Annotated in this window: 24 protein-coding genes and 2 pseudogenes; 12 read left to right on the top strand and 14 right to left on the bottom strand. The window is 56.9% G+C overall.

From position 1 onward, the window contains the following. Window positions 1–29 precede the first annotated feature (29 nt). Window positions 30–317: a DUF1330 domain-containing protein gene (locus D1227_RS14120; protein WP_035541254.1), complete on the top strand. Its 288-nt coding sequence runs from the start codon at window positions 30–32 to the stop codon at window positions 315–317. Window positions 318–869: 552 nt separating this feature from the next. Here D1227_RS14120 and D1227_RS14115 read toward each other — a convergent pair. Beyond that, on the bottom strand, window positions 870–1,424 hold the full coding sequence (locus D1227_RS14115) for a TIGR02444 family protein (RefSeq protein ID WP_051625083.1): 555 nt from the start codon (window positions 1,422–1,424) through the stop codon (window positions 870–872). A 75-nt stretch (window positions 1,425–1,499) separates the two neighbouring features. Further along, window positions 1,500–2,360: an alpha/beta fold hydrolase gene (locus D1227_RS14110; RefSeq protein ID WP_035541255.1), complete on the bottom strand. Its 861-nt coding sequence runs from the start codon at window positions 2,358–2,360 to the stop codon at window positions 1,500–1,502. 128 nt (window positions 2,361–2,488) lie between these two features. Here D1227_RS14110 and hpaH point away from each other — a divergent pair, with 128 nt between their 5' ends. The 4 genes from hpaH to D1227_RS14090 all read left to right on the top strand — a co-directional run bounded on the left by hpaH (window position 2,489) and on the right by D1227_RS14090 (window position 6,040). Further along, window positions 2,489–3,331 carry a 2-oxo-hept-4-ene-1,7-dioate hydratase gene (gene hpaH, locus D1227_RS14105; RefSeq protein ID WP_045694622.1) on the top strand — a complete coding sequence of 281 codons (843 nt, stop codon included), beginning with the start codon at window positions 2,489–2,491 and terminating at the stop codon, window positions 3,329–3,331. Continuing rightward, a complete protein-coding gene (locus D1227_RS14100; protein WP_233352895.1) occupies window positions 3,273–4,136 on the top strand; it encodes an HpcH/HpaI aldolase family protein in 864 nt (287 codons plus the stop codon). Before hpaH ends, D1227_RS14100 begins: the two co-directional genes overlap by 59 nt. Beyond that, window positions 4,133–5,305: a CaiB/BaiF CoA transferase family protein gene (locus D1227_RS14095; RefSeq protein WP_045694623.1), complete on the top strand. Its 1,173-nt coding sequence runs from the start codon at window positions 4,133–4,135 to the stop codon at window positions 5,303–5,305. Before D1227_RS14100 ends, D1227_RS14095 begins: the two co-directional genes overlap by 4 nt. Window positions 5,306–5,545: 240 nt before the next feature. Further along, window positions 5,546–6,040, top strand: a complete 495-nt coding sequence (locus D1227_RS14090) for a TonB-dependent receptor domain-containing protein (RefSeq protein ID WP_035541259.1) — start codon at window positions 5,546–5,548, stop codon at window positions 6,038–6,040. 220 nt (window positions 6,041–6,260) lie between these two features. On the opposite strand, the gene rarD is transcribed toward D1227_RS14090, so the two are convergent. The 3 genes from rarD to D1227_RS14080 all read right to left on the bottom strand — a co-directional run bounded on the left by rarD (window position 6,261) and on the right by D1227_RS14080 (window position 8,550). Further along, window positions 6,261–7,031, bottom strand: coding sequence for an EamA family transporter RarD (gene rarD, locus D1227_RS14085; protein WP_206741607.1), 771 nt, complete (start codon window positions 7,029–7,031; stop codon window positions 6,261–6,263). Between the two features lie 147 nt (window positions 7,032–7,178). Continuing rightward, window positions 7,179–7,373, bottom strand: coding sequence for a hypothetical protein (locus D1227_RS19825; RefSeq protein ID WP_119455237.1), 195 nt, complete (start codon window positions 7,371–7,373; stop codon window positions 7,179–7,181). A 217-nt stretch (window positions 7,374–7,590) separates the two neighbouring features. Beyond that, window positions 7,591–8,550: a DMT family transporter gene (locus tag D1227_RS14080; RefSeq protein ID WP_051625084.1), complete on the bottom strand. Its 960-nt coding sequence runs from the start codon at window positions 8,548–8,550 to the stop codon at window positions 7,591–7,593. 124 nt (window positions 8,551–8,674) lie between these two features. On the opposite strand from D1227_RS14080, the gene D1227_RS14075 reads away from it, so the two are divergent. The 4 genes from D1227_RS14075 (at window position 8,675) to D1227_RS14060 (ending at window position 13,369) form a co-directional block, all read left to right on the top strand. After that, complete coding sequence (locus D1227_RS14075) at window positions 8,675–10,039, top strand: aromatic ring-hydroxylating oxygenase subunit alpha (RefSeq protein ID WP_035541261.1); 1,365 nt, start codon at window positions 8,675–8,677, stop codon at window positions 10,037–10,039. 43 nt (window positions 10,040–10,082) lie between these two features. Continuing rightward, window positions 10,083–10,607, top strand: coding sequence for an aromatic-ring-hydroxylating dioxygenase subunit beta (locus tag D1227_RS14070; RefSeq protein WP_035541263.1), 525 nt, complete (start codon window positions 10,083–10,085; stop codon window positions 10,605–10,607). 36 nt (window positions 10,608–10,643) lie between these two features. Then, on the top strand, window positions 10,644–11,741 hold the full coding sequence (locus D1227_RS14065; RefSeq protein ID WP_035541264.1) for an NAD(P)-dependent alcohol dehydrogenase: 1,098 nt from the start codon (window positions 10,644–10,646) through the stop codon (window positions 11,739–11,741). 206 nt (window positions 11,742–11,947) lie between these two features. Then, window positions 11,948–13,369 carry an MFS transporter gene (locus tag D1227_RS14060; protein WP_084146446.1) on the top strand — a complete coding sequence of 474 codons (1,422 nt, stop codon included), beginning with the start codon at window positions 11,948–11,950 and terminating at the stop codon, window positions 13,367–13,369. 130 nt (window positions 13,370–13,499) lie between these two features. Here the strand turns inward: D1227_RS14060 and ppdK are convergent, their stop codons facing one another. The 6 genes from ppdK to D1227_RS14030 all read right to left on the bottom strand — a co-directional run bounded on the left by ppdK (window position 13,500) and on the right by D1227_RS14030 (window position 18,870). Beyond that, window positions 13,500–15,731 (bottom strand): pyruvate, phosphate dikinase, encoded by a 2,232-nt coding sequence (ppdK, locus tag D1227_RS14055; protein ID WP_233349705.1) that lies wholly within the window; start codon window positions 15,729–15,731, stop codon window positions 13,500–13,502. Window positions 15,732–16,062: 331 nt separating this feature from the next. Next, entirely contained in the window at window positions 16,063–16,521 is a 459-nt protein-coding gene (locus D1227_RS14050; protein ID WP_035541268.1) for a type II toxin-antitoxin system YhaV family toxin, read from the bottom strand. 18 nt (window positions 16,522–16,539) lie between these two features. After that, entirely contained in the window at window positions 16,540–16,863 is a 324-nt protein-coding gene (locus tag D1227_RS14045; RefSeq protein ID WP_035541269.1) for a type II toxin-antitoxin system PrlF family antitoxin, read from the bottom strand. 47 nt (window positions 16,864–16,910) lie between these two features. Then, complete coding sequence (locus D1227_RS14040) at window positions 16,911–17,354, bottom strand: hypothetical protein (RefSeq protein ID WP_035541283.1); 444 nt, start codon at window positions 17,352–17,354, stop codon at window positions 16,911–16,913. Between the two features lie 147 nt (window positions 17,355–17,501). Beyond that, a complete protein-coding gene (locus tag D1227_RS14035; protein WP_035541271.1) occupies window positions 17,502–17,714 on the bottom strand; it encodes a hypothetical protein in 213 nt (70 codons plus the stop codon). 26 nt (window positions 17,715–17,740) lie between these two features. Then, a protein-coding gene (locus D1227_RS14030) for an IS3 family transposase (protein WP_119455238.1) occupies window positions 17,741–18,870 on the bottom strand; the annotation gives its coding sequence in 2 pieces (ribosomal slippage) (window positions 17,741–18,624 and window positions 18,624–18,870; 1,131 coding nt in all). A 64-nt stretch (window positions 18,871–18,934) separates the two neighbouring features. Here D1227_RS14030 and istB point away from each other — a divergent pair. Continuing rightward, window positions 18,935–19,495 (top strand): annotated as a pseudogene (gene istB, locus D1227_RS14025) (IS21-like element helper ATPase IstB); the annotation flags it as partial. Window positions 19,496–19,696: 201 nt separating this feature from the next. Then, a pseudogene (locus tag D1227_RS14020) lies at window positions 19,697–20,302 on the top strand (IS630 family transposase); the annotation flags it as partial. Window positions 20,303–20,314: 12 nt separating this feature from the next. On the opposite strand, the gene D1227_RS14015 reads toward D1227_RS14020, so the two are convergent. The 3 genes from D1227_RS14015 to D1227_RS14005 all read right to left on the bottom strand — a co-directional run bounded on the left by D1227_RS14015 (window position 20,315) and on the right by D1227_RS14005 (window position 23,028). Further along, window positions 20,315–21,052: a GntR family transcriptional regulator gene (locus D1227_RS14015; protein ID WP_206741634.1), complete on the bottom strand. Its 738-nt coding sequence runs from the start codon at window positions 21,050–21,052 to the stop codon at window positions 20,315–20,317. 240 nt (window positions 21,053–21,292) lie between these two features. Then, the gene (locus D1227_RS14010; RefSeq protein ID WP_119405094.1) at window positions 21,293–22,252 is read right to left on the bottom strand and encodes an alpha/beta fold hydrolase; all 960 of its coding nucleotides are present in this window, start codon (window positions 22,250–22,252) and stop codon (window positions 21,293–21,295) included. 18 nt (window positions 22,253–22,270) lie between these two features. Beyond that, a protein-coding gene (locus D1227_RS14005; RefSeq protein ID WP_411710416.1) for an IS5 family transposase occupies window positions 22,271–23,028 on the bottom strand; the annotation gives its coding sequence in 2 pieces (ribosomal slippage) (window positions 22,271–22,681 and window positions 22,684–23,028; 756 coding nt in all). Between the two features lie 153 nt (window positions 23,029–23,181). Here D1227_RS14005 and D1227_RS14000 point away from each other — a divergent pair. Further along, window positions 23,182–24,276, top strand: coding sequence for an IS5 family transposase (locus D1227_RS14000; RefSeq protein ID WP_035540773.1), 1,095 nt, complete (start codon window positions 23,182–23,184; stop codon window positions 24,274–24,276). Window positions 24,277–24,295 lie beyond the last annotated feature (19 nt).

Raw genomic sequence — 24,295 nt, 5'->3', positions numbered from 1 at the left:
CCGAACCCCTTTGACAAGGAGAAAATAATATGGCTGCCTACGTCGTAGTTGTGACAGGTGCGATTTCGGATCCGACGCTGATGAACCAGTATAAGGAACAGGCAAGAGAACTCCTTGCGGAGCAGGGCGTTTCTTTCATGGCCGGGCCGGTCGTGGCCGAAATACTGGAAGGATCGCCTCCAAACGGGGCGGTCATAATCCGGTTTGAAACCCTCAAGCAGGCTCAGGACTGGTATCGGTCCGACGAATATCAGAAACTGGCCCCCATGAGGCTTGCAGCTTCCTCCAGCACGGCGTTTATCCTTGAGGGACCCTAGTCCTGCGATCTTACCGCGATAGCAGGCGCTTGACCAACCGAGAGAAAAGAACCCCGCCTCAGGACAATCATCCAGGAAACCGGCCAAGCAGAAACGAATATAAAGCCGACTAGGAACACTACAAAATCGTCCGTTACATCTGGGGCGTGTTCCTAGGCTGGGTCATTGCAGAACCCCGGCGCATTTTGTCTGGGAACCCGCACGGGCGTTGCGTTCGCCCTTTTTTCAATTCTTGGTACCTGTTTTGCCTTCCCGCTCTATCTGGTACGGCGCGGACCTTGGCTTGATCGCCAGAGCGGCATGACCTACGAGCAATGATTACCTAAACCCTTTTTGGCCCAAATGCTTGGTAGGTACACGCGCCTGTATCTCCGAGGGGTTGTAGAAGGGCGATCAGTATTCGATGTGACGTTCAGGCTACCCTCGCGGATCGTACGTACCGATCTCGCGTTCGACTAACTGCATTCGACTTTTAGGCACGACCTCATCGAGAAATGCCCTTCGGCCAGCCCGAACATAACGACTTTGAGATCGAGGGAAGTTTCGACTTTTTCAGGTCTGCGAAATCTTCGGCTCCGCATCGGGCGCGAACGCCCTGACGACCAGCTGCGTCAGCAAGATAGTAGCCGCTTCGTGAGCGGCAATCGCCCGGCGGTAGATTTCGAGGCTTGCATGTGCCGCGCTTTCCGGCGAGGTTTGATGATCCACGGAGGCTGGCCGCAAAAGATCGATTAACGCCGACTGGACCTGACCCTCTGATTTCAGCTCAACTGCCTTCAACGCTGCGTAAAGCGCCGTCAGTTCGGGTGCTTCCTCCGAGTCCGTTACTTTGTCGATGTATCGACGCACCCAGCGTCGGGCACCTCGCACCGGGTGAACCAGATTTTCATTAATCGGTGCAATTCTGAGCAGAACCTCGCCGATCTCAGACTGATTGAGCGCCGCAGCTGAGCGCTGTGCGGACCAGAGGCAAAAAAGCACCGCGTTGACATCGAAATTGTGCTCATCCTGCAAGGCCAAGCACAATTCAGCCACTTGCGGCCTGGCGTATACATCCAGCGAGAACTGCCAAAATGCAGAAGCGGCAGTCTGATCCAGCTTGGTCATTCCCACACCGGAGCAGGCAGATGGACGTAGAGCATTGCGCCTACCAGTGCACCGAGTGCAGGAATGCCGGAAGCATCAGAAACTACGCGCGCCGAAATGGATTTCCATCATCGGACGCATGACATCCCAACGCTCAAGCTGCGACCAATGGCCGGAGCGGTCGAGCACATAGAGTTCGGCGTGCTGCAGGTGCTCGATCAGGTAAAGGCTCGTGTCGAGAGGAACGATGCGGTCCTGCCTGCCGTGGAAGATCAGCACCTTATGAGGCAGCTTGCACAGGATGGACGGGGGCATGTTCAGCCCTTCCATTCCCTGCTTCATCGAATCGATCATCTTGACCGCAGTCTTCATGATCTCGGGATCAGTCGCTATCTTATAACGGTTGTTAACGATCTCTTCCATGCCTTCAAATTTGTCAGCATCATAGGCGAAACTGTGCATCAGCTGGCGGTAGCGCGACGGCCGCGGGTCGGCATAGAACGACAGCAGGCGGATAAGTTCGGGTGTCCGCGGGCCAGGGGCGCCGATCGAGCCCATCAGTACCACGCGGTCAAGCCGCTCAGGCTCTTCGCTCATCATCTGCAGGGTGAGCGCACCTCCCATCGAATTGCCGACGACGTGGGCTTTCTCGATCCCCAGCGCATCGAGAAGACCAAAGCACTGTTCGACACGTGTGCCAATCCACGCCATGACGTTGTCGGGCCAAGGATCGGGAATGACCGACTGCCCGAAACCGATCAGGTCAGGTGCGATCACGAAGAAGTTTTCTGCAAGATCTGGCATCAGATGCAACCAGTTGGACCCGGCGTGTGCTCCAGGACCTGCCCCGTGAAGCAGCAAAATAGCCGGTTTACTTGGGTCGCCTGCCAGCAATGTGTGCGAAGTCAGCCCACGCCCCGTGATCTTCTCTTCCCTTACGCTCGTGTCGCCTTGCATCCTGTCTCTCCTCTGTAAACCAAATGTTTCTGCCATGACCGGCCAGCTCTTTGCGACATGCCTATATACGGCCGTTCATAATTGTGCAATGCATTCTTCCAAAATTGGCTATGAGTGAGGAGCGATTTATGGACCAGGATGGCGGTGGACTCGCAGAGTCGGCGGCGGGCCTTAGCGAAGAAGATATAGCAGCGTTTGCGGCCGAGCTCGACCAGGCCGAGCAGTCTCGTCAGCAAATCCGCCAGTTCACCGCGCGCCGACCGGAAATGTCGATCGCTGATGGCTACCGCATCAGCAAAAAATGGGTCGATCTCAAGCTCGCTTCGGGGAGAAAAATCGTTGGGCACAAGATTGGTTTGACCTCGCGCGCAATGCAGCAATCTGCCGGGATTACCGAACCCGATTACGGGACTTTGCTCGACGATATGGTGTTCGAGCAGGGGAGCGACGTGCCTTTCGACCAGTTCATCACGCCCAAAGTTGAGGTTGAGCTTGCTTTCATGCTGGGCAAACGGATCGAAGGGCCGGGTACGACCATTTTTGACGTCCTCAGGGCGACCGACTATGTGATACCGGCGGTCGAGATTATCGACAGCCGCACGTTTCCTGTCGATCCCGAAACCGGCGCGCGCCGCAAGGTGCAGGACACAATCAGTGACAATGCGGCCAATGCCGGGATCATCGTCGGCGGCTTGCCGATGCGGCCTGACAAGATCGATATGCGCTGGGTCAGTGCGCTACTGACCCGCAACGGCGTGATCGAGGAAACGGGCGTGGCAGCAGGTGTACTCAACAATCCGGCAAACGGTGTGGCGTGGCTGGCCAACCGGCTGTCTCCGTGGGGCCAGACACTCGAGGCGGGCGAAATCGTGCTGGGCGGGTCATTCACTCGTCCCGTGGAAGTCCGGCGGGGTGACGTTTTCAACGCCGATTTCGGGCCGCTGGGCGCTATCGGTTTCCGGTTCTTCTAAGGGCAAGACCATGAAAACAAAGCAAAATCGTTTCAAGGACGGGCTCGGCGACGGGCCGCCGCAGCTTGGGTTCTGGTTGGCGCTCGCCAGTCCGGACATCGCTGAAATTTGCTCTGGCCTGGGCTATGACTGGGTACTGATCGATGGCGAACACGGTGCCCAGACCCTGCCCGGGATTGCCAACCAGCTGCGCGCGGTCGATACCGTTCCAGCCTGTTCTGCAATCGTGCGCGTTCCGGGCCACGATCCGGTGACGATCCGCCAGATTCTCGATCTTGGTGCCCAGACAATCATGGTGCCGATGGTAGATACCGCACAGCAGGCAGCGGCGATCGTCAAGGCATCGCGCTATCCGCCGGCGGGTGATCGCGGTATCGGCGGCGCCCGCGCCGCACGCTGGGGTCGCTATCCCGCTTACGTGGCAGAAGCCAACGAGCGCCTATGCATCATCGCCCAGATCGAGACCGCCGAAGCGCTCGACAATCTGGAGGCTATCGCCGCGGTCGATGGCATCAATGCCCTGTTTGTCGGACCTGCCGACCTCGCGGCATCGCTCGGTCTGCTCGGCCCCGCCAATGCAGCGGCGCTTGCCCAAGTGACGGGAGAGGCCCTCGCCCGTATCCGCGCCACTGGAACCCCCTGCGGTATCCTGTCACGGGACGAACGCCTGGTGCAACAATATCTGGACGGAGGTGCTCGCTTCCTCGCGGTTGGCATAGATTCCTTTACGCTCGCCAAGGCTGCGGGAGAAATGGCGCGGGACTGGCACAATCGCATCAATGCAGCGGGTAACGGTACAAAATGACGCAGTGTGACTGGGGGCCTGCGCAAACGGAGGCATCGACCAAGCCACTGAGCGGTATCAAGGTTCTCGAACTTGCGCGAATCCTGGCCGGGCCATGGTGCGGGCAATTGCTGGCCGATCTCGGTGCCGAAGTTATCAAGATAGAGCGCCCCGGCAGTGGCGACGACACCCGCCACTGGGGCCCGCCTTTTGTCATGTCGGATACGGGCGAAAACCTGGGCGCGGCTTATTATCATTCGGCCAACCGGGGAAAGCGGTCCATCGCGCTCGATATCGCGACGCCAGCAGGTCAGGATATCGTTCGCAGTCTTGCGGCAAACGCCGACATCATGATCGAGAACTACAAGGTGGGTGGACTAACCAAATACGGGCTTGACCATGCGGCCTTATCGCGGATCAACCCGCGCCTTATCACCTGCTCGATCACCGGCTTCGGACAGACCGGGCCTTATGCTCACCGTCCCGGATACGACTATATCGCGCAAGCCATGGGCGGACTTATGTCGATGACTGGGGAACCGCAGCGCGAACCGCAAAAGGCCGGCATTGCGGCTGCCGACCTGTTTACCGGGGTCTACAGCGCGGTGGCAGTGCTGGCAGCGCTCAACCACCGGCGTGAAACAGATGTCGGTGCACATATCGACATGGCGCTGCTCGATACCCAGGTTAGTGTGATGGGCAATCAGGCGCTGAACTGGATGACCTCAGGGGTGGTGCCGCGCCGGGTCGGCAACGGCCATGCCAATCTGGCACCCTATCAGGCCTTCCCGACCCGCGATGGAGATCTGATCATCGCGGTTGGCAACGACGGCCAGTTCGCCGCCCTTTGCCGCGTGCTGAATATTGCGCTCGACCGGGACGAACGCTTCAGCACCAATCCCGAGCGGATTCGCAATCGGGTAGAGTTGATCAAGGCCATCGAAGAGATAACGATACAATGGAACCGGGACGAGCTCTTCGAGCAACTCGAAAATGCAGGAATTTCGGCCGGCCCGATCAACGAGCTGGACCAGGTATTCGCCAACCCGCAAGTCATTGCGCGCGGCATGGCGATTGAACGTGCAGGACGTCCCGGAGTGGCCAGCCCGATCGTCATCGACGGTGTCCGTATGGTATCAGACCGACCTGCGCCCGGGGTTCCAGAAGAAATCGGGTTCGATTTACAATAATTCCGGAGCAACCGTGCGATTGCCCGTCGCCCTTGTTGTCGAATTGACGATGAGGCCAAAATGGCCAGTCATGCAAAGCTAGTGCCCAGATCCATCGATGGCCGTCAAATCACGTGTCATGTAATTTATTTCGAAATGCGTGTGGCCACCAAATGCGATGCTCCTGCGCCAAAGGGCTGACGAGGCAGGCAAAATCTCTTGTCGTGCGGCTCGCCCATCAACTGGGTTGAGCGCCCAAAGATGAAGCCACCAACATTTGCGCTCGCGGACGATCCCATCCCCGAACGGCTACGTGCCGCCGTCGCCTACATACATGCCCGGTATCAGGATTTCACCGCAGCCCAGGGCTTCATTCCGCGACCGACTGGCGGCAACACCGTTGTCACCGTCGATGCCTCGGGCCAAGTACTGACTCGCGCGCCGAAGTGGTCGGGCAACCTTGGAGCGGATTATACCACTGCCTTGGGCGGAGGGACTTTCGGAGCAGGCGCAAACCTTTCATGGAGTTCGCGTGTATATTATGACTTCCTGAACAATTTCTCGCAACCTTCCTACAAGCTGACAAATGCCTCGGTTTTCTGGACCCCCGACAGCGGAGCCTGGAAGGCAAGCTTATGGGTGACCAATCTGACCAATGAAAAGGTTCTGCAGACAATTCGGCCGGGCGGTTTCAGTACAGATGGATTCTACGAACAGCCGCGCAAGGTGGGTGTTTCGTTCGAGGTTCGGTTCTGACACTGGCGGTCCAAATATGCTGCGAAGCGATAGCTTCACAGCCCTTCGCTCGATCAGGCGACCATGATCGCCGATCAGTTCTAAGCGCGATTGATCAATCCAGTTGAATTTCCAGAGCGGGCGGTGTCAAATCTGTCCGCTCTCCTTTTTCGGGTTTCACAACGGCTTTATGCAGGAGTGCATCGGTGACGAAATTTTTTCCCGTGCCCTTTCTTTTCTATCAGACCCCCAATCCGCGCCGTCCACGCAAAGCGTCGAAAATGAAAAAGGCCAAGCCAACCCAGATGCATCCGAACGTGAACACGTGAAACAGTCCGAAAGGCTCTTGGAATAGCAGAACCGCCTGCAGGAACTGGAGCGAAGGGCCGATGTATTGGAATTGTCCTGCAAGCGAGTACGGCATCTTCTTGACGGCGATCGAAAAGAGCAACAACGGGACGGCCGTCACAACCCCCGTTAAAACAAGAAAAACGTTGTCGACTGCGTCGGTGCCGAAAACCGGCTGCCCGTGATAAGAAGTCAGCCAAAGCCAGGCTATCGCCATCGGAGCCAGGAGAGATGTTTCAATCAGGAGCCCGCAGAGCGGGTCCAATGGCACAATTTTACGGATCAGGCCCGCCGTGCTAAAGGTTGCCGCTAGAGCCATCGCAATCCACAAGCTTCCGCCCTTCCCGATCGCGAACACCAAAACCCCCAGCGCGGCAAGTCCTACCGCAATAGCTTGGAGCCGGTTCAATCGTTCGCCCAGGCCCACCACACCGAGTAAAACGGTCATTAGGGGTGTGACGAAGAACCCCAGGCTGGTTTCGAGCACGTGATTTTGCAGGACGGCCCAGATATATACCAACCAGTTGGTGCCGATTAGCAAAGCCGTCACGGCGAAAAGGCCGACCGATCGCAGACTAATTGTCTGGCGAAGCGTATCCCAGCGCCGGAGAAGACTTACGATAATCGCCAGCAAAACAACCGACCAGATTACGCGATGTGCCATAATCTACCCCGTAGGGATCGCCTGCAACTGCTTCATGTAGATCGGCAGGCCCCATAGATCAAATAGGCGATAGTTGCATAGGCGATACCCGACCGCATTTCCGATTTCTGGGCCTGATCGATAGCACCTTGCGTTCCGCCCAATTAATTACTCTTTCGGTTTGAGTTTCGGATCGTCCTCGCAGATCGGCCGGTCGCGCTGCAGCAAGATGACCTGCTCGATGCCATCTGACGAAACTTCGAACGCATCATAGACCAACGGCCTGCAGGTAATAGCCCCCACAACATAGAACATCCACGAGGCGGTCAACATGACATTCGGTTTCTCATCATCTATGTGCATGGGACCTTCTGGTACGGCAAAGCCACTGCGAGGGCAGGCAGTGCCAGCCGGTTGTGGCAAGTGTTGAGTAGCCCGTCGCAACCACACCCTTTGGGTTCGTCACCAATAAGTCGGGGTTCTGCGAACGATTTGGTCGCTGCCGCAGCCTGTACCCGAAAATTTTGAGGGTTGGCCGCGATCCCGATCCCTCTGAGGGTACTCTCCTGCGATCATAGCTTCAAACTTCCTGGTTTGCTCCATCAACGGTACCGGCGCGCCGCTCGCGTGAAATGGCGATCGCGATGATGATTATGACGGCACCGACCAAATGATAAAGAGCAAGCTTTTCGCCAAGGAGTGGTACTGCGAGGGCCACCCCAAAAACCGGCGGCAAGTTCATATATATCCCGGAACGGGCCGAGCCGATAAGCACCACCGCGCGATTGAAAAGGCCATAGGCGACGAGCGACGGAAAAACTCCGACATAAAGGATTGCCGCCACCACTTCGACCGGCGGCATCGACGGACCGTTGCTTGCAAGATTAGCGGCGTAGGGCACTGCCATCGATCCCATGCCGATCGCGAAAAGCGCGGCAAGCAGGGTAAGGGGGTGTAAGGCCGGAACTTTGCGAAGGAATGTGGCATAGACCGAGTAGAGGAATACGCCCGTGACGGAAAGCACGTCCCCGATATTTAATGCGCTACCCCGCAGATCGAGGGGATGTCCCTTGGTTACGATCCACATGATCCCCGCAAACGACAGTACGGCACTTAGAGCAAGAACAGGCCGAAGTCGTTCACCGAATAGAACCGCCGGCATAACCAATGTCAGTATAGGCATGATGGATTGCAACAGTAGGCTGTTAGTGGCGGTGGTATATTGCAGGCCGCAATAGACGATATAGCTGAAGAACCCCACGCCGAAGAAGCCGAGCAAAGTGAGAAACAGCCAGGAATCGCGAAGGGTCTGGCGGTCGGCTTTGAGATGTCGCCAAGCGAACGGCAGCACACACAAAAAGGCGACCGCCCACCGCCAGAATGCAAGCGACGAAGGAGACACCAGGTCGCGCACCGCACGGCCGATAATAGGGTTCAGAGCCCAGCATAAAGATGCAACACAAAGCAGCAAGGTGGGCGAGGCCCAGATCGCTGGCCCAACACTGCGCCAACCGGCGAGATGTCGGACAAAGGCGCTCAAAAAACTGCACCTCGTTGAACAAAAGATGCTTGCTGAACACTCATTTTTCGCAGATGGTGCATCGCGTTGCCTATAATGGCTGGACCTGACTGGTGCAAGCCAAATGAGCTTTACGGAGGGAATTATGACCGAAGATGCCCACCTCGTCGACAATGTCGAATCGAGTCAATCGCGTGAAATTTTCTGGGACAAAGATGTTTACAACCTCGAACTTGAAAGGGTTTTTGGGCGTTCGTGGTTGTTTCTTGGTCACGAGTCACTCCTCCCCAAGCCCGGTGATTTTATCACCACCTATATGGCTGAAGACAAGGTCATTCTGTCGCATCAGCAAGATGGGTCATTCCGGGCGTTCATCAATTCGTGCACGCACCGGGGCAACCAGATTTGCCATGCCGACAGCGGCAATGCCAAGGCGTTCGTCTGCAACTACCACGGCTGGGTTTACGGTCAGGACGGCCGTCTGGTCGATGTCCCGCTCGAAACGCGGTGCTATCATGGCCAGCTCGACAAGGCGAAGCTGGGCGCCAAGCACGTTCGGGTAGAGACGTACAAAGGCTTCATTTTCGGCTGCGGCGATGCCGACGCGCCAAGTCTGGAGGAATATCTGGGCGAATTCCGTTGGTACCTCGATACGATCTGGGAAGGTGCCGGAGGCGGGCTGGAGCTGCTGGGCCCGCCGATGAAAAGTATTCTGGCCTGCAATTGGAAGGTGCCGACTGAGAATTTCGTCGGCGATGGCTACCATGTCGGCTGGACCCACGCCGGCGCCTTGGGCCAGATCGGCGGCGAACTTGCCGGTCTGGCCGGGAACCGGGCGGACATGCCCTTCGAAGAACTCGGCTTTCAGTTCACGACCCGGCACGGGCACGGCTTCGGAGTGATCAACAACGCCGCCGCGGCGATCCACGTCAAGCGCGATGGCTGGGCAAAATACCTTGCCGACACCCGCGCTGAAGTTGGCCGAAAGTTCGGACCGGAGCGTGAAGAACTTTATGTTGGCCACTGGAACTGCTCGATCTTCCCGAGCTGCTCGTTCCTTTACGGAACCAATACGTTCAAGGTCTGGCATCCGCGTGGTCCGCACGAGATTGAAGTGTGGACCTACACGATGGTGCCGCGTGACGCCGACGCTGCAACGAAGAGCATGATCCAGCGCGAAGCCACCCGGAGTTTTGGGACGGCCGGAACGTTGGAAAGCGACGATGGCGAGAACATGTCTTCGGCTACCCATGTCAACCGCGGAAACATAACCCGTGATGGTCGAATGGATTCCAGCATGGGCGTTGGTTTTGAAGGACCACACCCTGTCTATCCGGGGATCGTTGGGTCCAGTTTCATCGGGGAAACATCCCATCGCGGTTTCTATCGTTTCTGGAAGGAAATGCTGGACGCACCCGACTGGGCAGCGGTGAAGGCAAATGACGACAACTGGGATTCGGTTTTCACAAATCGCGATTACTGGGCCGACAAGATCGAAGCGGCCGAGTAGTAGACAAAATTCTACACCAAACGTTCCGAAAACCGGAGAACTTATGTCAGTTAAGCAGATTTCAGTGGCCCAAGATGTGCATTTTGCCATCGAAGCGCATTACCGCACCGAAGTCCGGTTGTGGCAGACCGGGCAATACCGTGAATGGCTCAAGGAAATGGTCGCTGAGGACATCCATTACTGGATGCCAATATACGAACAGCGCTTTATACGGGACCGACGCCCCGACCCCACTCCCCACGATGCAGCGATCTATAATGACGATTACGGCGAGCTCAAGCAACGCGTAGAGCGGCTTTATTCCGGCACCGTATGGATGGAGGATCCGCCGTCCAAGATCCGGTACATGGTCAGCAACGTCGAAGCTTTCGATGCGGGCGATGGCGAGTTCGACGTTTATTCAAACGTGGTCGTCTATCGCAACCGCCGCCAACTTGAAATGACCGTTCACACGCTGGGGCGTGAGGATAAGCTGCGCCGGGTCGGCGATGACTTCCAGGTGTTCCGTCGCAAACTGAACATTGATGCCAGGGTAACGCAAGACAAGAACCTGTATTTTTTCTGTTAATCGAGCGCTTGAGAGCGCAATAAAAGGAGAGTTAATATGCAAGCCTATGCCGCGATCATCGAAAGCCAGGGCGGGAAATTTGTCCTGGATAACGTAGATATTGAAGAGCCCCGTGACGGTGAAGTACTCGTCAAGATTGCGGCTGCGGGCATGTGTCACACCGATCTTACGGTCCGCGACCAGTATTACCCGACCCCGCTTCCCGCGGTTCTAGGACATGAAGGTTCGGGCGTTGTCGAAAAGGTCGGGCGCGGCGTCACCACGGTCAAGCCTGGCGACAAGGTGGTGTTATCATTCAGCTATTGCGGAACTTGCCCATCATGCATGAAGGGGCATCAGGCCTATTGCCCGAGCCTTTTCCCGCTCAATTTCATGGGCCGCAGGCTCGATGGCTCGACCCCGATCAGGCGTAACGGAGAAGAGGTGAATGCGTGCTTCTTCGGCCAGTCTTCATTCGCGACCTACTCGATCGCAACAGAAAACAACTGCATCAAGGTCGCAGATGATGCGCCGATAGAGCTTCTCGGCCCACTGGGCTGCGGAATTCAGACCGGCGCGGGCACCGTGCTCAATGCATTGCAGCCTGCCCCGGGCTCGTCGATCGCAATCTTCGGCGTCGGGTCGGTTGGTCTCAGCGCGGTGATGGCGGCAAAGGCTTCCGGTTGCCTCAAGATTATCGCCGTCGATCGCAATCCCACGCGTCTACAGCTGGCCCGTGAGCTTGGTGCAACCGATATTATCGATGCCACGAACACCAATGCCCAAGAAACGATCATTGCCCTAACGGGGGGCGGCGCGGACTATGCGATAGATACCACCGCCATTCCTCAAGTTCTGCGCAGCGCGGTAGACAGTACACATACCATGGGGGAAACCGCTGTAGTCGGGGGGGCAAAGCTGGGGACTGAATTCTCTCTCGACATGAACAATATGCTATTCGGCCGCAAATTGCGCGGTGTGGTCGAAGGTTCGAGCACGCCACAAGTCTTTATCCCGCAACTGATTGCGATGCGTGAAGCTGGTCTGTTCCCGTTCGAAAAGCTTTGCACGTTCTACGACTTCGACCAGATCAATCAGGCCGTCGAGGATACGGAAGTTTCCGGAAACGCAATCAAGGCCATTCTCAAGATGTAATATGGCACTGCGCTCACTCTGCGGTCGATCCCGGCAACAGAGTGGACCGGCCAGTCCAGCTGGAGCCAATCCAACCAGCAGGTTTTGAAAAAGACGAACGGACACCGACCTAATGTTTGGTAAACTTTAGGCGGTTGACACGAACGGACCGTGATTTTGTATGGGGAGTGCGACAGGATGGGCAATAAACCCCAAGTACCTGCGTCATGAGTTCGAACGATGGAGCGGCCCAAGGGCCGACGTCAAGCATTACAGACGGCTACCAGCCTAGAACCGGACTTCCGGTTCCTCGTCGATTCTGGGCGGCATTCTCGATCTGGAGTGCCATATTTCTTACCATAATGGACGTATCGATTGCTAACGTTGCCTTGCCTTTCATCTCTAAAGGCCTGGATGTAACAGCAGCAAAGTCGGTATGGGCAATCAACGCTTATCAGATCGCCATCGTGATGGCACTTTTGCCCATGGCGAAGGCTGCCGAAATCCTTGGCTACAAGAAGGTCTATTTAGCAGGCCTCATGCTCTTCATGCTTGCAGCCTTTGGCAGTATCAGCGCAGGCAGCCTCCCTGTTCTCGCTTTGGCGCGCTTCGTGCAAGGTATCGGTGCTGCGGCAGTAATGGTGGTCAGCGGGGCATTGGTTCGGACAATTTATCCTCCCGAATTGGTCTCGCGTGGAATTGGCTACAATACCATTGCCGTTTCAATTGCTTCGGCCGCCGGACCAGCAGTCGGCGGACTGGTGCTTTCGATTGCAGGTTGGCACGCCATTTTTGCAGTAGGTCTTCCGTTCGGCCTGCTTTCGCTTGCCCTCGGGATTTGGGCACTCCCTCCGGACGCCTCGGTAAAGAAACCTTTCGATTATAGTTCGGCCATCTTGTGCTGTGTGGGTTTTGCGGCGATTTTCCTCACCCTGAACGATCTGGCCCAGAATTCCGCCTCTGGGTGGACGTTACTCGAAATCGGCGTCGCTATCCCGGCTTTATGGTTCCTCGGTAAACGCACGTCCTCCAGTCAGGATTCGATGGTGCCGCTTGATCTGCTGAAGCTAGGCTATCTTCGCGCAGCCTATGCAATGTCGGTCTCAGCCTATGTTGTCATGATACTGATCACCTTGTCCTTCCCGTTCATTCTGCAGCAACGGTTTCACTTCAAGCCTGAAGCGATAGGGCTTTTCATGGTGCCGCTGCCGCTCGGTATCGTGATCGCAGCTTTCGTCTCCGGGCGTCTGGTCAATCGCAATTCGTCGGATTGGTTGTGCGCATCGGGGTTGATCATCCTCGCATGCGGTGCAATTTTCCTTTCATTGTTGCAACCAAATGCTTCCGCGTTTATGATAATCGCCGCGACAGCGCTTTGCGGAATTGGCTTCGGAATTTTCCAGGTACCCAACAACCACAGCATGATCGCAAACGTACCGCACTCCCGTACCGGCGCTGCTTCAGCAATGCTGTCGATGTCACGGCTGATCGGTCAGACGCTCGGGGCCTTGCTGGCCGCGCTGCTGTTTCGCAGAATTGGCGCACAGAGTGATGCGCCAATCATTGCAGCGGCCATGATTGCGCTGATGGTGGCAAGCGCAACTCTGTTGCAACGAGGTTGGAGTCGGTCCGTTACACGCGATACATAATTGAGCATCTCTTAGCAGCCTGCGAGCAGTGGATCGCTGCCCACTAAGCAAACGGCACGATGTTGATCTTGCGTGCGCCGAGCTTTTGACCGACGGGAAGAAAATTCACCGCCGTCATAAAGCCTGGCCTTCATTTCTCCAAAGCTGCCTGCGCCGCCGCAAGACGGGCAATCGGCACGCGAAACGGCGAAGGGCTAACATAGTCGAGCCCTATCTTTTCACAGAATGTGATCGAAGCCGGATCACCGCCGTGCTCTCCGCAGATGCCCAGCTTGATATCGGCACGTGTCGCTCGGCCGCGTTGAACAGCAAGTTCGACGAGCTGGCCAACACCTTCAATATCGAGGCTAACAAATGGGTCGCGAAGGAAAATGCCCTTTTCGACATATGGATTGAGGAACCTTGCCGCATCGTCCCGGCTGACGCCAAGAGTGGTTTGTGTCAGATCGTTGGTACCGAACGAAAAGAACTTTGCCTCCTCCGCAATCTCTCCGGCCATCAGGGCAGCTCGCGGCAACTCAATCATTGTCCCGACCAGATAGTCGAGCGTCCGGCATTTTTCTGCGAAAACCTTCGCCGCCGTTTCATCGACGAGCTTCTTCAGGATCGCGAGTTCCTTCTTCGTGGCCACCAGTGGGATCATCACCTCGGGCACCGGTGCGTCGCCAGATTCTTCGGCCACGTCGCAGGCTGCCTCGAAAATGGCACGGGCCTGCATCTCGTAGATCTCGGGATAGGTAATACCGAGGCGGCAGCCCCGGTGACCCAGCATTGGGTTCATCTCGTGCAGTTCATCCGCTCGCCGCTTGAGCGTGTCGACGCCGATGCCGATGGTGTCAGACAATGCAGCAAACTCGGCGTCGCGGTTCGGCAGGAATTCATGTAACGGCGGGTCGAGCAAGCGGATCGTGACCGGTAGGCCGGCCATGACCGTGAAGATCGCAGCGAAGTCAGCGCGCTGTTCAGGCAACAGCTTTTCCAGAGTGGCGCGGCGACCTGCTTCGTCCTGGGCCAGGATCATCTGGCGAACGGAAGAAATCCGCCCAGCTTCAAAGAACATGTGCTCCGTGCGACAAAGACCAATGCCCTCGGCACCAAACTCGCGCGCCATGCGGCAGTCTGCGGGGGTTTCAGCATTGGCACGCACTTTCATGCACCGATACCTGTCGGCCCATTCCATCAAGGTCGCGAAATCGCCTGCCAGCTCCGGCTGCACGGTTGACACCATGCCGGCCATGATTTCGCCAGTCGCACCGTCTAGAGTGATCAGGTCACCCTCTTTCAGCTCGCGGGTACCCATCCTCAGCGTACGGGTTTTCATGTCGATTGAGAGGCCCGAGGCTCCCGACACGCACGGACGACCCATTCCACGCGCCACCACGGCGGCGTGACTGGTCATGCCACCGCGCGCAGTGAGTATTCCCTTGGCTGCATGCATGCCGTGGATATCCTCGGGACTTGTTTCGACGCGGACGAGAATCACCGCTTCGCCCAGTTCGGCGCGCTTCTCTGCAGTGTCGGCATCGAGCACGATCGTGCCCGAAGCAGCGCCTGGCGACGCAGGCAGACCGCGGCCGAGGAAGTCGCGCGGTGCCTTGGGATCGAGCGTCGGATGCAGCAGCTGATCGAGTGCCATTGGATCGACGCGGCGAATCGCAGTAGTTTCGTCGATCAGGCCTTCCTCGACCATGTCGACCGCCATCTTGAGTGCAGCCTTGGCGGTGCGCTTGCCGGAACGGGTCTGCAGCATCCACAGCTTACCGCGTTCCACGGTGAACTCAATATCCTGCATATCGCTGTAGTGCTTCTCAAGAAGCTCGAACACCGCAGCTAGTTCACCATAGCTGGCTGGCATTGCCTCTTCCATCGAAAGCGGTTTGGCGCCCGCTCGTTTGCGGGCAGCTAACGTCAGGTACTGCGGAGTGCGGATGCCGGCGACGACATCCTCGCCCTGGGCATTTACCAGCCATTCGCCGTAATAAGCCTTCTCGCCGGTCGCTGGATCGCGGGTGAAGGCAACACCGGTGGCCGAGGTAACGCCCATGTTGCCGAAGACCATGGCCTGGACGTTGACAGCTGTGCCCCAGTCGCCGGGAATGTCGTTGAGACGGCGATAGACCTTGGCACGGTCCGAATCCCATGAATCGAACACTGCACGGATCGCATCCCAGAGTTGCTCGCTAACGTCCTGCGGGAATGCGCGGCCCAGTTCGACTTCGACGATGCCCTTGTACTGTGTGACAATGCCGCGCCAATCTGCCTCTGTCATCTCGACATCGTTTCGGTATCCTGAGTCTTCCTTGACGATCTCCAGCGCCTCCTCGAACAGATGGTGCTCCAAACCCAGCACGACGGCTGGCAAATATCGCTGTCCGGGCAAAGTCCGAACGCGCTCTAACGGCTAAATATGTGGGAATGACTTCGGACCACAACGCAGTTGATATCCTAATTTGCGCGAGATGAATATCCCGCCCTGCCCGTTTTTACCGCGAAAAAATTGGCGCTGCCGCCATGATTATGAACTGGCCGAGCCATTCAACGGATCAGCCCAGCCGCCATCCCAATCCCATCATTTTGGCAGTTCGCCGATGAAGATGGCTGACAATATATACGAAGGTCATGCACGTTTTAGTTAGCGGCCAGTCAATGCAATTGCCCTGCCCGAACCATTCGGGTGGGACTATCGCGGGAAATCACGATTCTGGCAGATCGACGCTAGCCGCCATCAGCGCATCCCAATCGTCGGGTGGATTGTCCTTGTCCAGCATTTTTGTGAATACCGCATAGGCATCGCTTTTCGAGCCATAGGTTCGCAATGTATTCTGGTCATTGACCCACGCATAGACAATGATTTTTGCGCTGCTGCTGTAACGGAAAAATAATCGAAACCGCCCACTGGCAAATTTGGCGCGGAACCAGTGCTTGCGTTTCGCGCCCAAGGTGCCGCCTTGTCGGTATTCGGGACGTGCCGGATCGACCGGTATATCCTCAAATGCCAGTTTTCGGATGGCGGCGAGCAATTTGGCGTTGGCGGATTTTTGATAATCTTTCGGATTTTTCTTTTTCGCCTTTTCTACCGCCTTGGTCAGCTTTTCCAGCTGTTCCAGAAAAAGCGGATGGGTATAGAGCGTCCAGCCATTGACGGTTATCATCGCTGCGGCGCTAACGGACTAAAGCGCAACATCGCCGTCAATCTCGTCATCGAGATTGACCGATATGCCATCGGTCAGCGTGGCAATGCGTTTTGCCAGATCGGGCGAAAGCGCCTTGATCTTTTGCGGATGCTGCTTGATGTCTTTTGCCAGAAAACCCAGAAACGCATCGATGGCGGGATCGTCAATGTTGTCAGCGCGGGACAATGTTACACCGCCATCGCCGACATGAAAGGCAATGCGGCCGCCAAAATCGACGCCCAGTGCCTGACGCACCGCTTTGGGAATCGTCGTCTGCCCCTTGGCCGTGATCGTGCTGATTTTTTCCAGTTCAACGCCCATGCTGAATTCCTTTCGAGCGCGATATGTAAGGAATAATCCTTACTTTGTCAAGGAAGGGATTCGATGTTTGCCAGTTTAGGTGCAGGCGTGGGTGATAGGCTTAATGCGCGAGTCCAGGCGAATATGCCGAAAACGCCCGCGCCAATAGCTGACACAGCCACGGTCCAGATCGCCGATGGCATGGACGATGCAACAATACCATGCACCAGATGATAGGCGGCAAAAGCGGCGGGAGCCGCGAAGGCCAAACCGATTACCGCCTGCACAATTGGCGATTTTGCCGCTGCCAAAAGCCAATATGCAAGAACAAGCGTGGCCATTGCGGCAGCAATTCCGGCAGCGGCGCTTGCCAACCATCCGGTTCCGCCAGAATGCAGCGCGAAACCGGCAATTGCTCCCACATAAAGCGGAAGCGCATAGATAATGAGATTAAAAGTCAATTTGCACAGCAGCGCAATCGCGACAATCGCGAAAACTATGGCAAGTATCATGGCGTCCTCCTTGGGCATAAAAGCCACCGGACGCGCTCACCTCCACCACCACAGCGCAAATTTGTTGATTGAATTATAGCGCCAACGCGCAGCCGTTTCAATCGGGAACAAAAACGAACGGCGCATCTGCGCCATTCGTTCATGCACTCAAGCTGCAATCCGCCCGTCCTCGGCGGCTTCGCTATGGGGGGCTTCGCCGCTGTCGTCCTCGTCTTTTGCGGACGCGGTAACTTCTTCATCCTGCGTTTCCGGCTCCGATGGCTCATCCTCTTCCATCAACCACTTGGCGCGTTCAGCGGCGGCAACCGTGCCGACACCGCCGCGTGTCGTATAGGCCGAGGGCGGAAATGGACCTGTCACGCTTTTGTTCCGACCCTGAGTCTCAGTTAAGCTGCCTTTCGTTCGAATGCCAAGGGGCTTTTCCATCCGAGGGCTGATTGCCGTCGGCGTGGGTTGTAGAAGCCGTTGATGTACTGGAAGAGCGCGGTCTCAGTTTGTCTGCGTGTGCTCCAGTCGTGTCTCCAAATGAGTTCAGCCTTCAGGGATTTGAAGAATGTCTCGACGGCTGCATTATCGTAGCAATTTCCTTTCCCGCTCATCGACGCGTGAAAGTCCTGCTTGCGCAGGATTTGTTGATAGTCATGACTGCAATATTGGCTCCCCCTGTCGGTATGATGAATGCATCCGGGGGGAGGCTGTCGCAAATTGATCGCCATGTTAAGCGCACGAATGGCGAGGTCCTTCTTCATGCGGTTGCTCACCGCCCAACCAATGACCCTCCTGGAATATAGATCGAGAATGACAGCCAGATAGAGCCATCCCTCGCGGGTCCAGATGTAAGAGATGTCACCGGCCCATTTCTGGTTCGGTGCGCTTGCAGAGAAATCTCGATCAAGCAGGTTATGCGCTATGTTGAACTGATGATTACTATCAGTCGTTGCCTTGAACTTGCGTGTGCGCACAACACGAATGTCGTTCTGCCTCATGAGCCGACCAACGCGCCGATGCCCCACAGCAAGACCAAGTTCTTTTAGCTCTTCAGTCATACGCGGGCGGCCATAACTACCGAGCGCAAGACTGTGCTGCTCACGGATATGCGCCAGGATCACAAGGTCCTTGCGCTGGCGTTTGCCCATCGGACGCGACCGCCAGGCGCGAAAGCCCCGCGATGTCACCTTCAACACACGGCACATCTGCTCAATCGGCCAGACCTTCTTCCAAGCATCAATGAAGGCGAACCGCTTCACTTCTGACTTGCGAAGAAGGCCGTCGCTTTTTTTAGGATATCCCGCTCCTCCTTCAGAACGCGGTTCTCTCGGCGCAGTTGCTCGACTTCCTTCAAAAGGTCTGCCGATGGCAGATCTGACCGCTCCTCGGTTCGGTGCGTCGCAATCCACTTGCCCAGTGTCGAAAGCCCGATGCCCAAATCTGCCGCAACCTGCTTACGTGAAAGTCCGCTGCTCAGCGAAAGCCGGACCGCCTCACGCTGGAAGTCTTCGCCGTGTCTCTGACCCATAATCCTGTCTCCTTGATAATAGATAATCGTCTATCAAGGCCGGAATCAAACCGGGACAGGTCCAGACACGTTCGAGTTCGCCGCCCAGCCTTCGCTCAACAAGGCGCTGGTTCTCGAGCTGGCCCGCTGCGACTGGATCGAGAAGCGCCGCAATGTCATTGCGCTCGGGCCGTCCGGAACCGGCAAGACGCACACCGCTTTGGCGCTCGGCCTCGCTGCCTGCCAGCGCGGACACAGTGTCGCGTTCACCACCGCTGCCGCGCTCGTCCATGAGCTCATGGAAGCGCGCGATGAGCGCCGTCTCCGGCGCGCGCAAAAGCATCTCGCCAGCGTCAAACTCCTGATCATCGACGAACTTGGCTACGTGCCGTTCACCGCAGTCGGCGCCGAGCTGTTGTTCGAGGTTCTCAGCCAACGATACGAACGTGGCAGCACGCTGATCACCAGCAACCTGCCGTTCGACGAATGGACCAGCGTGTTCGGCTCAGAGCGCCTCACCGGCGCGCTCCTCGACCGGCTGACGCACCATGTCCACATCCTCGAACTGAACGGCGACAGCTTCCGGCTCGCCACGAGCCGCAAGCGCCAGAAGCGATCCATCCCGGAAAACGGAGGCGTCACATGAAATAGGATCAGAAAAACCGCCAGCACCTCACCGGGTGTCTGGCCTCCGCTTCGCTCCGGCCAGACACCCGACGAGGCGCAAGAAACCGGCCTCCCATGCGAGGCTTTTTATGGAACCTGACTGGCCCCTTTTTAAACCGGCGCTGACACGTGGTGCCTTCGACGATCTGGTATTTCCTCGATCGGCGCGGGATCACCTATAAAAAAAACCGCGCACGCGGCTGAGCAGGAACGTGCCGACGTCCTGCTTGGGCGCGAGACCTGGTTCGACGGCCAGCTTGATCTCGATCCGGAGCGGCTTGTCTTCCTTGATGAGACGGGCGCATCGACAAAGATGGCGCGCATGCGCGGCCGGGCGCTGCGGGGCGAGCGCTGCCGGGCGCCAGTGCCGCACGGACACTGGAAGACAACCACCTTTGTCGGCGCCCTGCGCCTTGGCGGCATGACGGCACCGATGGTGCTCGACGGGCCGATGAATGGCGATGCCTTCCTAGCCTATGTCAAGCAGGTCTTGGTGCCCACGCTCGCCCCCGGGGACATCGTCGTGATGGATAATCTTCCGGCCCACAAACCCGCCGCTGTCCGAGCCGCTATCGAAGCCGCCGGGGCAAGCCTGCGCTACTTGCCGCCTTACAGCCCCGACTTCAATCCCATCGAGCTTGCGTTCTCCAAGCTCAAAGCCTTCCTCAAGAAAACGGCTGCCCGAACAATCAGCGCACTCTGGGCCGCCATCGCAGAGGCCGTATCCCGCTTCGCACCCGCCGAATGCCTCAACTTCTTCAAAGCGTGCGGCTATGACTATGATTGAGCTGAATCTGCTCTAGCCTTCCTTGTCCGGACTTTCCAAAATCAGACCACGCCCCTTCAAGAATTCTACGGCTGACCAAATATGAAAAGATAGCGCCTCAACCGCCGCATCGGCGTCACGCGCAATGGCCAACTCGAAAATCTTCTCGTGTTCAGAATGAGCCAACACGCCAGGGCTTACTCGACGGGCTGTAGACAACCGCCGGTAGCGTTCCGCTTGCTTGTAGAGAATAACTCGGAACTTCTGCACCCAGCGAGAGGAAGAAGCCGATACGAGCGCATCATGAAATTCCTGATTGCGCTGCTCCCATATCTCGAATCCTGCGATTGGATTAGCTTCGAGCCTTTTCTCCGCAAGGGACAGTTGGTGATATGCTTGGACAACCCGACCTTCCCAGTCATCTTTCCCGGATACGATACTATCCCGCAACGCTGATGCTTCCAGCAGGACCCGCGCCTTGGCCAAATCCTCGAAATCAACAAGCGACATCGGCGCCACTCGAAAACCTTTTTGGGATTGAGTAAGGACGAGCCCATCCGACATGAGGAGAGATAACGACTCCCTCACAGTGCCAACACTCACTCCATAATTTTCACTTAGTGGCTGAAGTCGCAGCTTGTCACCCGGCCCATACTTGCCGTGGATAATATCGATACTCAACTGCTCGTAAGTCGACTCAATCAGGCTCCGAGGCCCGTCTGATTCGGACTCAGTTTCCGTCCGACGCTGGAACATTTTAACCGTGGACATGATTGATAGCCTCTTCCTCACCTTGGATTATTCTTTTTTATCAAATAAAATTATTTTTTTTTCTTATGTCAACAAAATTCAGGATGCATTCCCAATTTCTCAGCATTCCGTCTGGGCCATAGAGTCCCACGCACGCCCGAAAATTCGTGTTCATTATCCTTTGCCCAAGCGCCTGATAAAATGTTCACTCGGGAGATAATACAGACGCACGTTAGCGTGCGCACTTCCGCGTAGCGCGCCTCAAACAAGCTCTCTCATGAGTCCCAAAACCAGTTTATTTACTTCCTCAGGCCGTTCTTGTTGGATCCAATGACCGCATCCGGACAGAATGTGTGACCCGACATAATTCGGAACGAACTCGCCTACACGATCAATTGCCTCTAGTCCCCATCCTGTGGTGACATCGCACTCTCCTCCAATAAACATCGCAGGTGGGCGAAGCTGAGTGCCGTCATGTGACTCAAGCTGCTCCCAACTGTTTTGAATACTTCGATAATAGGAAAAAGGCCCTATCATTCCTGACCGCTCGAACTCCTGCGTATAGAACTCCAAATCATCCGTTCTCAACCAGACCGGAAGATCGGCGGGCGCATGCATTTTGTCCCGCATTCGAGCACCAAACGGTATACTAAGGGCGCTCGCACGTATGATGTCCACTTGCGGTAAGTCCAAAAGGCCAGAAAAACCCGCAGCCTTCATACTCTCGCCTGAAAAGGCCCACAGAACGTCACGTATCCAACCACCCGAATCTTCTTCGAATTCCCGTATGGCCGGTGCCAGCGAACCAAAATAGTCCTGATAGAATTGTTGGTCTGGTCCAGCCAATTCTTTATGAATATCTTCTGGAGAGCGTTCACCGAAAGGAGAGCCAGGCAGAGCAATTAGCCCGCGCCCAGAGAAAGGAATTGCAAGCCCCACAACGCCACGGAAGATTTCAGGATGCAACCAGGCCGCTGTCCAGGCAATCATTGTCCCCCAGTCATGTCCAACGACAACGGCACTTGAGGCACCTAACGCCCTGACCACACCCACGATGTCCTCGACAACAGACTTGATCAGATAATATTCGGAGTCCAAGAATTTGGATGATCGCCCATAGCCTCTTAGATCAATGGCAACGGCCCGGTAACCGGCCTCGGCTAAAGCTGAAAGCTGGTGGCGCCACGAATACCAGGACTCCGGAAAGCCGTGAACGAGTATGACTAGGGTCCGGACTCATTACAGCCACCAGATGACGGCTGCTGCAAGCGCGATCGCCGCCATGAAGTTGGTGATGTTTCGGTCAAATCGTGTTGCGATGCGCCGCCAGTCCTTCAGCCTACAGAACATGCGCTCGATGACGTTTCGCTCGCGGTAGATGGCCTTGTCATAAGCATATTGAACCTTTCGATTTGACCGGGGCGGGATGACGGGCTCGGTGCCGCGATCTTCCAGCCACTCGCGCAGCTTCTGGCTGTCATATCCCTTGTCGGCGACGAGATGAGCGGTCGGCGGAAGGGCCGTCAGGCACGCCTCTGCTACTTTGCAATCATGCACGTTTCCGGGCGTCAGCATCATGACGAGCGGGCGGCCGTGTCCATCGCAGACGGCGTGGAGCTTTGTGTTGCGGCCGCCTTTGGTGATGCCGATACCATGCGCCAAGGCCCCCCTTTTCCGCCGCCTGCGCAGCGGTGAACCTTGATGCAGGTACTGTCGATGAACACCCTGCCCGGCACATCCTCAGCGCCGGCTAGGGCAGCGAAAATGTCCTCCCAGACCCCGCGTTCGGCCCAGCGGACAAAGCGGTTGTAGAGCGTCTTCTTCGGCCCGTAGACTTCGCGGGGACAATCAGTCCAACGCCCGCCATTCTTCAGGGCGTGGACGATCCCCGACAGGACGCGGCGATCATCAACCCGCGCCATCCCGCGCGTATCTGTCGGCAGGAGCGGTTCGATCCGCGCCCATTGCTCATCGGAAAACCAAAAGAAATCAGACATTACCACTTGCCTCCTGAAACGAAGGCAGTGAATCATGATCCAGGCTGATCAGGAATCCTTTTTATGGGTCCGGACCCTAGCAGGCTGCTGAAAAAGGTCTCGTTTTGCTTTGCGAAGCATGATTCTCTCTTTTGTGTGGAGAGGGAGGCAGAGATGCGTGGTGAAGATCGGACGACGGATCAGTTGTTTTCGTATGTGAACGTAGAAGACCGGATCGCATCGGATCATCCTCTGCGGCAGATACGGCAGCTGGTAAATGACGCGCTGAAGGCTCTGGACGCAGATTTTACGGCACTTTACGCGCAGGATACCGGTCGCCCGTCGATCGCGCCGGAGCGTCTGTTGCGGGCGATGCTGTTGCAGGCGATCTATTCGATCCGGTCTGAGCGCCAGCTGATGGAGCGGCTTGAGTTCGATCTCCTGTTTCGCTGGTTTGTCGGGCTCGGGCCCGATGAGCCGACCTGGGACGCCTCGACGTTTTCAAAGAACCGCGACCGCCTTCTGGATGGGGATATCGCCGCAAAGTTCCTCAACGCCGTCCTGTCGCTTCGGCGAGTGAAGAAGCTGTTGTCGCGTGAGCACTTCAGTGTGGATGGCACCCTGATTGAGGCCTGGGCCAGTACCAAGAGCTTCCGTCCGAAGGATACCGATAGCGGCGGTGGTCCGGATAGTGGAGGTGGTGGTCGCAATGCACCGCACGACTTCCACGGCGAGAAGCGGTCGAACCAGACGCATGCCTCATCGACCGATCCCGATGCTCGGCTCTATCGCAAGGGCCGGGGCAAGCCGGCTCAGTTATGCTACATGGGGCACGTCCTCATGGAGAACCGGCAAGGCCTCGCCGTAGCGACACAACTGACCCATGCAACCGGCAGAGCCGAACGCGAGGCGGCCCTCGAGATGATCAGGAAACGCAAGGTTAAACGCGGCGCCACACTTGGTGCCGACAAAGGCTACAATGCCTGGACCTTCAAGCGCGATCTGGAGCAGGCCGGTGTCAGGCCGCATGTCGCCCTGAAGTCCGAGACCGGGAGGTGCGGCCTGCCCATCAAGACCCCCGAGGGCTATGAGGTCTCCCAGCGCATCCGCAAAAGGATCGAGGAGATCTTCGGGTGGACGAAGACAACTGGCGGCTATGCCAAGACGAAGTTCAGGGGAAAGCGGCGCGTTGCCCTCGGCTTCGATATCGCCATCGCCGCCTACAATCTCGTCCGACTACCGAAGCTACTTGCGGGGGCCGCAGCATGAACGCCACCATCGCCGCTGC

Source organism: Henriciella mobilis (assembly GCF_003576315.1).
Taxonomy (GTDB): Bacteria; Pseudomonadota; Alphaproteobacteria; order Caulobacterales; family Hyphomonadaceae; genus Henriciella; species Henriciella mobilis.
The sequence above is the reverse complement of the archived record's forward strand: the minus strand, read 5'-3'. Positions and strand labels throughout refer to the sequence as shown.

Bases quoted from the DNA above. Each gene is read 5' to 3' on its own strand.
- D1227_RS14120 (WP_035541254.1), top strand. From the start codon at position 30: ATGGCTGCCTACGTCGTAGTTGTGACAGGTGCGATTTCGGATCCGACG.
- D1227_RS14115 (WP_051625083.1), bottom strand. From the start codon at position 1,424: ATGACCAAGCTGGATCAGACTGCCGCTTCTGCATTTTGGCAGTTCTCG.
- D1227_RS14110 (WP_035541255.1), bottom strand. From the start codon at position 2,360: ATGCAAGGCGACACGAGCGTAAGGGAAGAGAAGATCACGGGGCGTGGG.
- hpaH (WP_045694622.1), top strand. From the start codon at position 2,489: ATGGACCAGGATGGCGGTGGACTCGCAGAGTCGGCGGCGGGCCTTAGC.
- D1227_RS14095 (WP_045694623.1), top strand. From the start codon at position 4,133: ATGACGCAGTGTGACTGGGGGCCTGCGCAAACGGAGGCATCGACCAAG.
- D1227_RS14090 (WP_035541259.1), top strand. From the start codon at position 5,546: ATGAAGCCACCAACATTTGCGCTCGCGGACGATCCCATCCCCGAACGG.
- rarD (WP_206741607.1), bottom strand. From the start codon at position 7,031: ATGGCACATCGCGTAATCTGGTCGGTTGTTTTGCTGGCGATTATCGTA.
- D1227_RS19825 (WP_119455237.1), bottom strand. From the start codon at position 7,373: ATGCACATAGATGATGAGAAACCGAATGTCATGTTGACCGCCTCGTGG.
- D1227_RS14075 (WP_035541261.1), top strand. From the start codon at position 8,675: ATGACCGAAGATGCCCACCTCGTCGACAATGTCGAATCGAGTCAATCG.
- D1227_RS14070 (WP_035541263.1), top strand. From the start codon at position 10,083: ATGTCAGTTAAGCAGATTTCAGTGGCCCAAGATGTGCATTTTGCCATC.
- D1227_RS14065 (WP_035541264.1), top strand. From the start codon at position 10,644: ATGCAAGCCTATGCCGCGATCATCGAAAGCCAGGGCGGGAAATTTGTC.
- D1227_RS14060 (WP_084146446.1), top strand. From the start codon at position 11,948: ATGAGTTCGAACGATGGAGCGGCCCAAGGGCCGACGTCAAGCATTACA.
- D1227_RS14050 (WP_035541268.1), bottom strand. From the start codon at position 16,521: ATGATAACCGTCAATGGCTGGACGCTCTATACCCATCCGCTTTTTCTG.
- D1227_RS14045 (WP_035541269.1), bottom strand. From the start codon at position 16,863: ATGGGCGTTGAACTGGAAAAAATCAGCACGATCACGGCCAAGGGGCAG.
- D1227_RS14040 (WP_035541283.1), bottom strand. From the start codon at position 17,354: ATGATACTTGCCATAGTTTTCGCGATTGTCGCGATTGCGCTGCTGTGC.
- D1227_RS14015 (WP_206741634.1), bottom strand. From the start codon at position 21,052: ATGTCCACGGTTAAAATGTTCCAGCGTCGGACGGAAACTGAGTCCGAA.
- D1227_RS14000 (WP_035540773.1), top strand. From the start codon at position 23,182: ATGCGTGGTGAAGATCGGACGACGGATCAGTTGTTTTCGTATGTGAAC.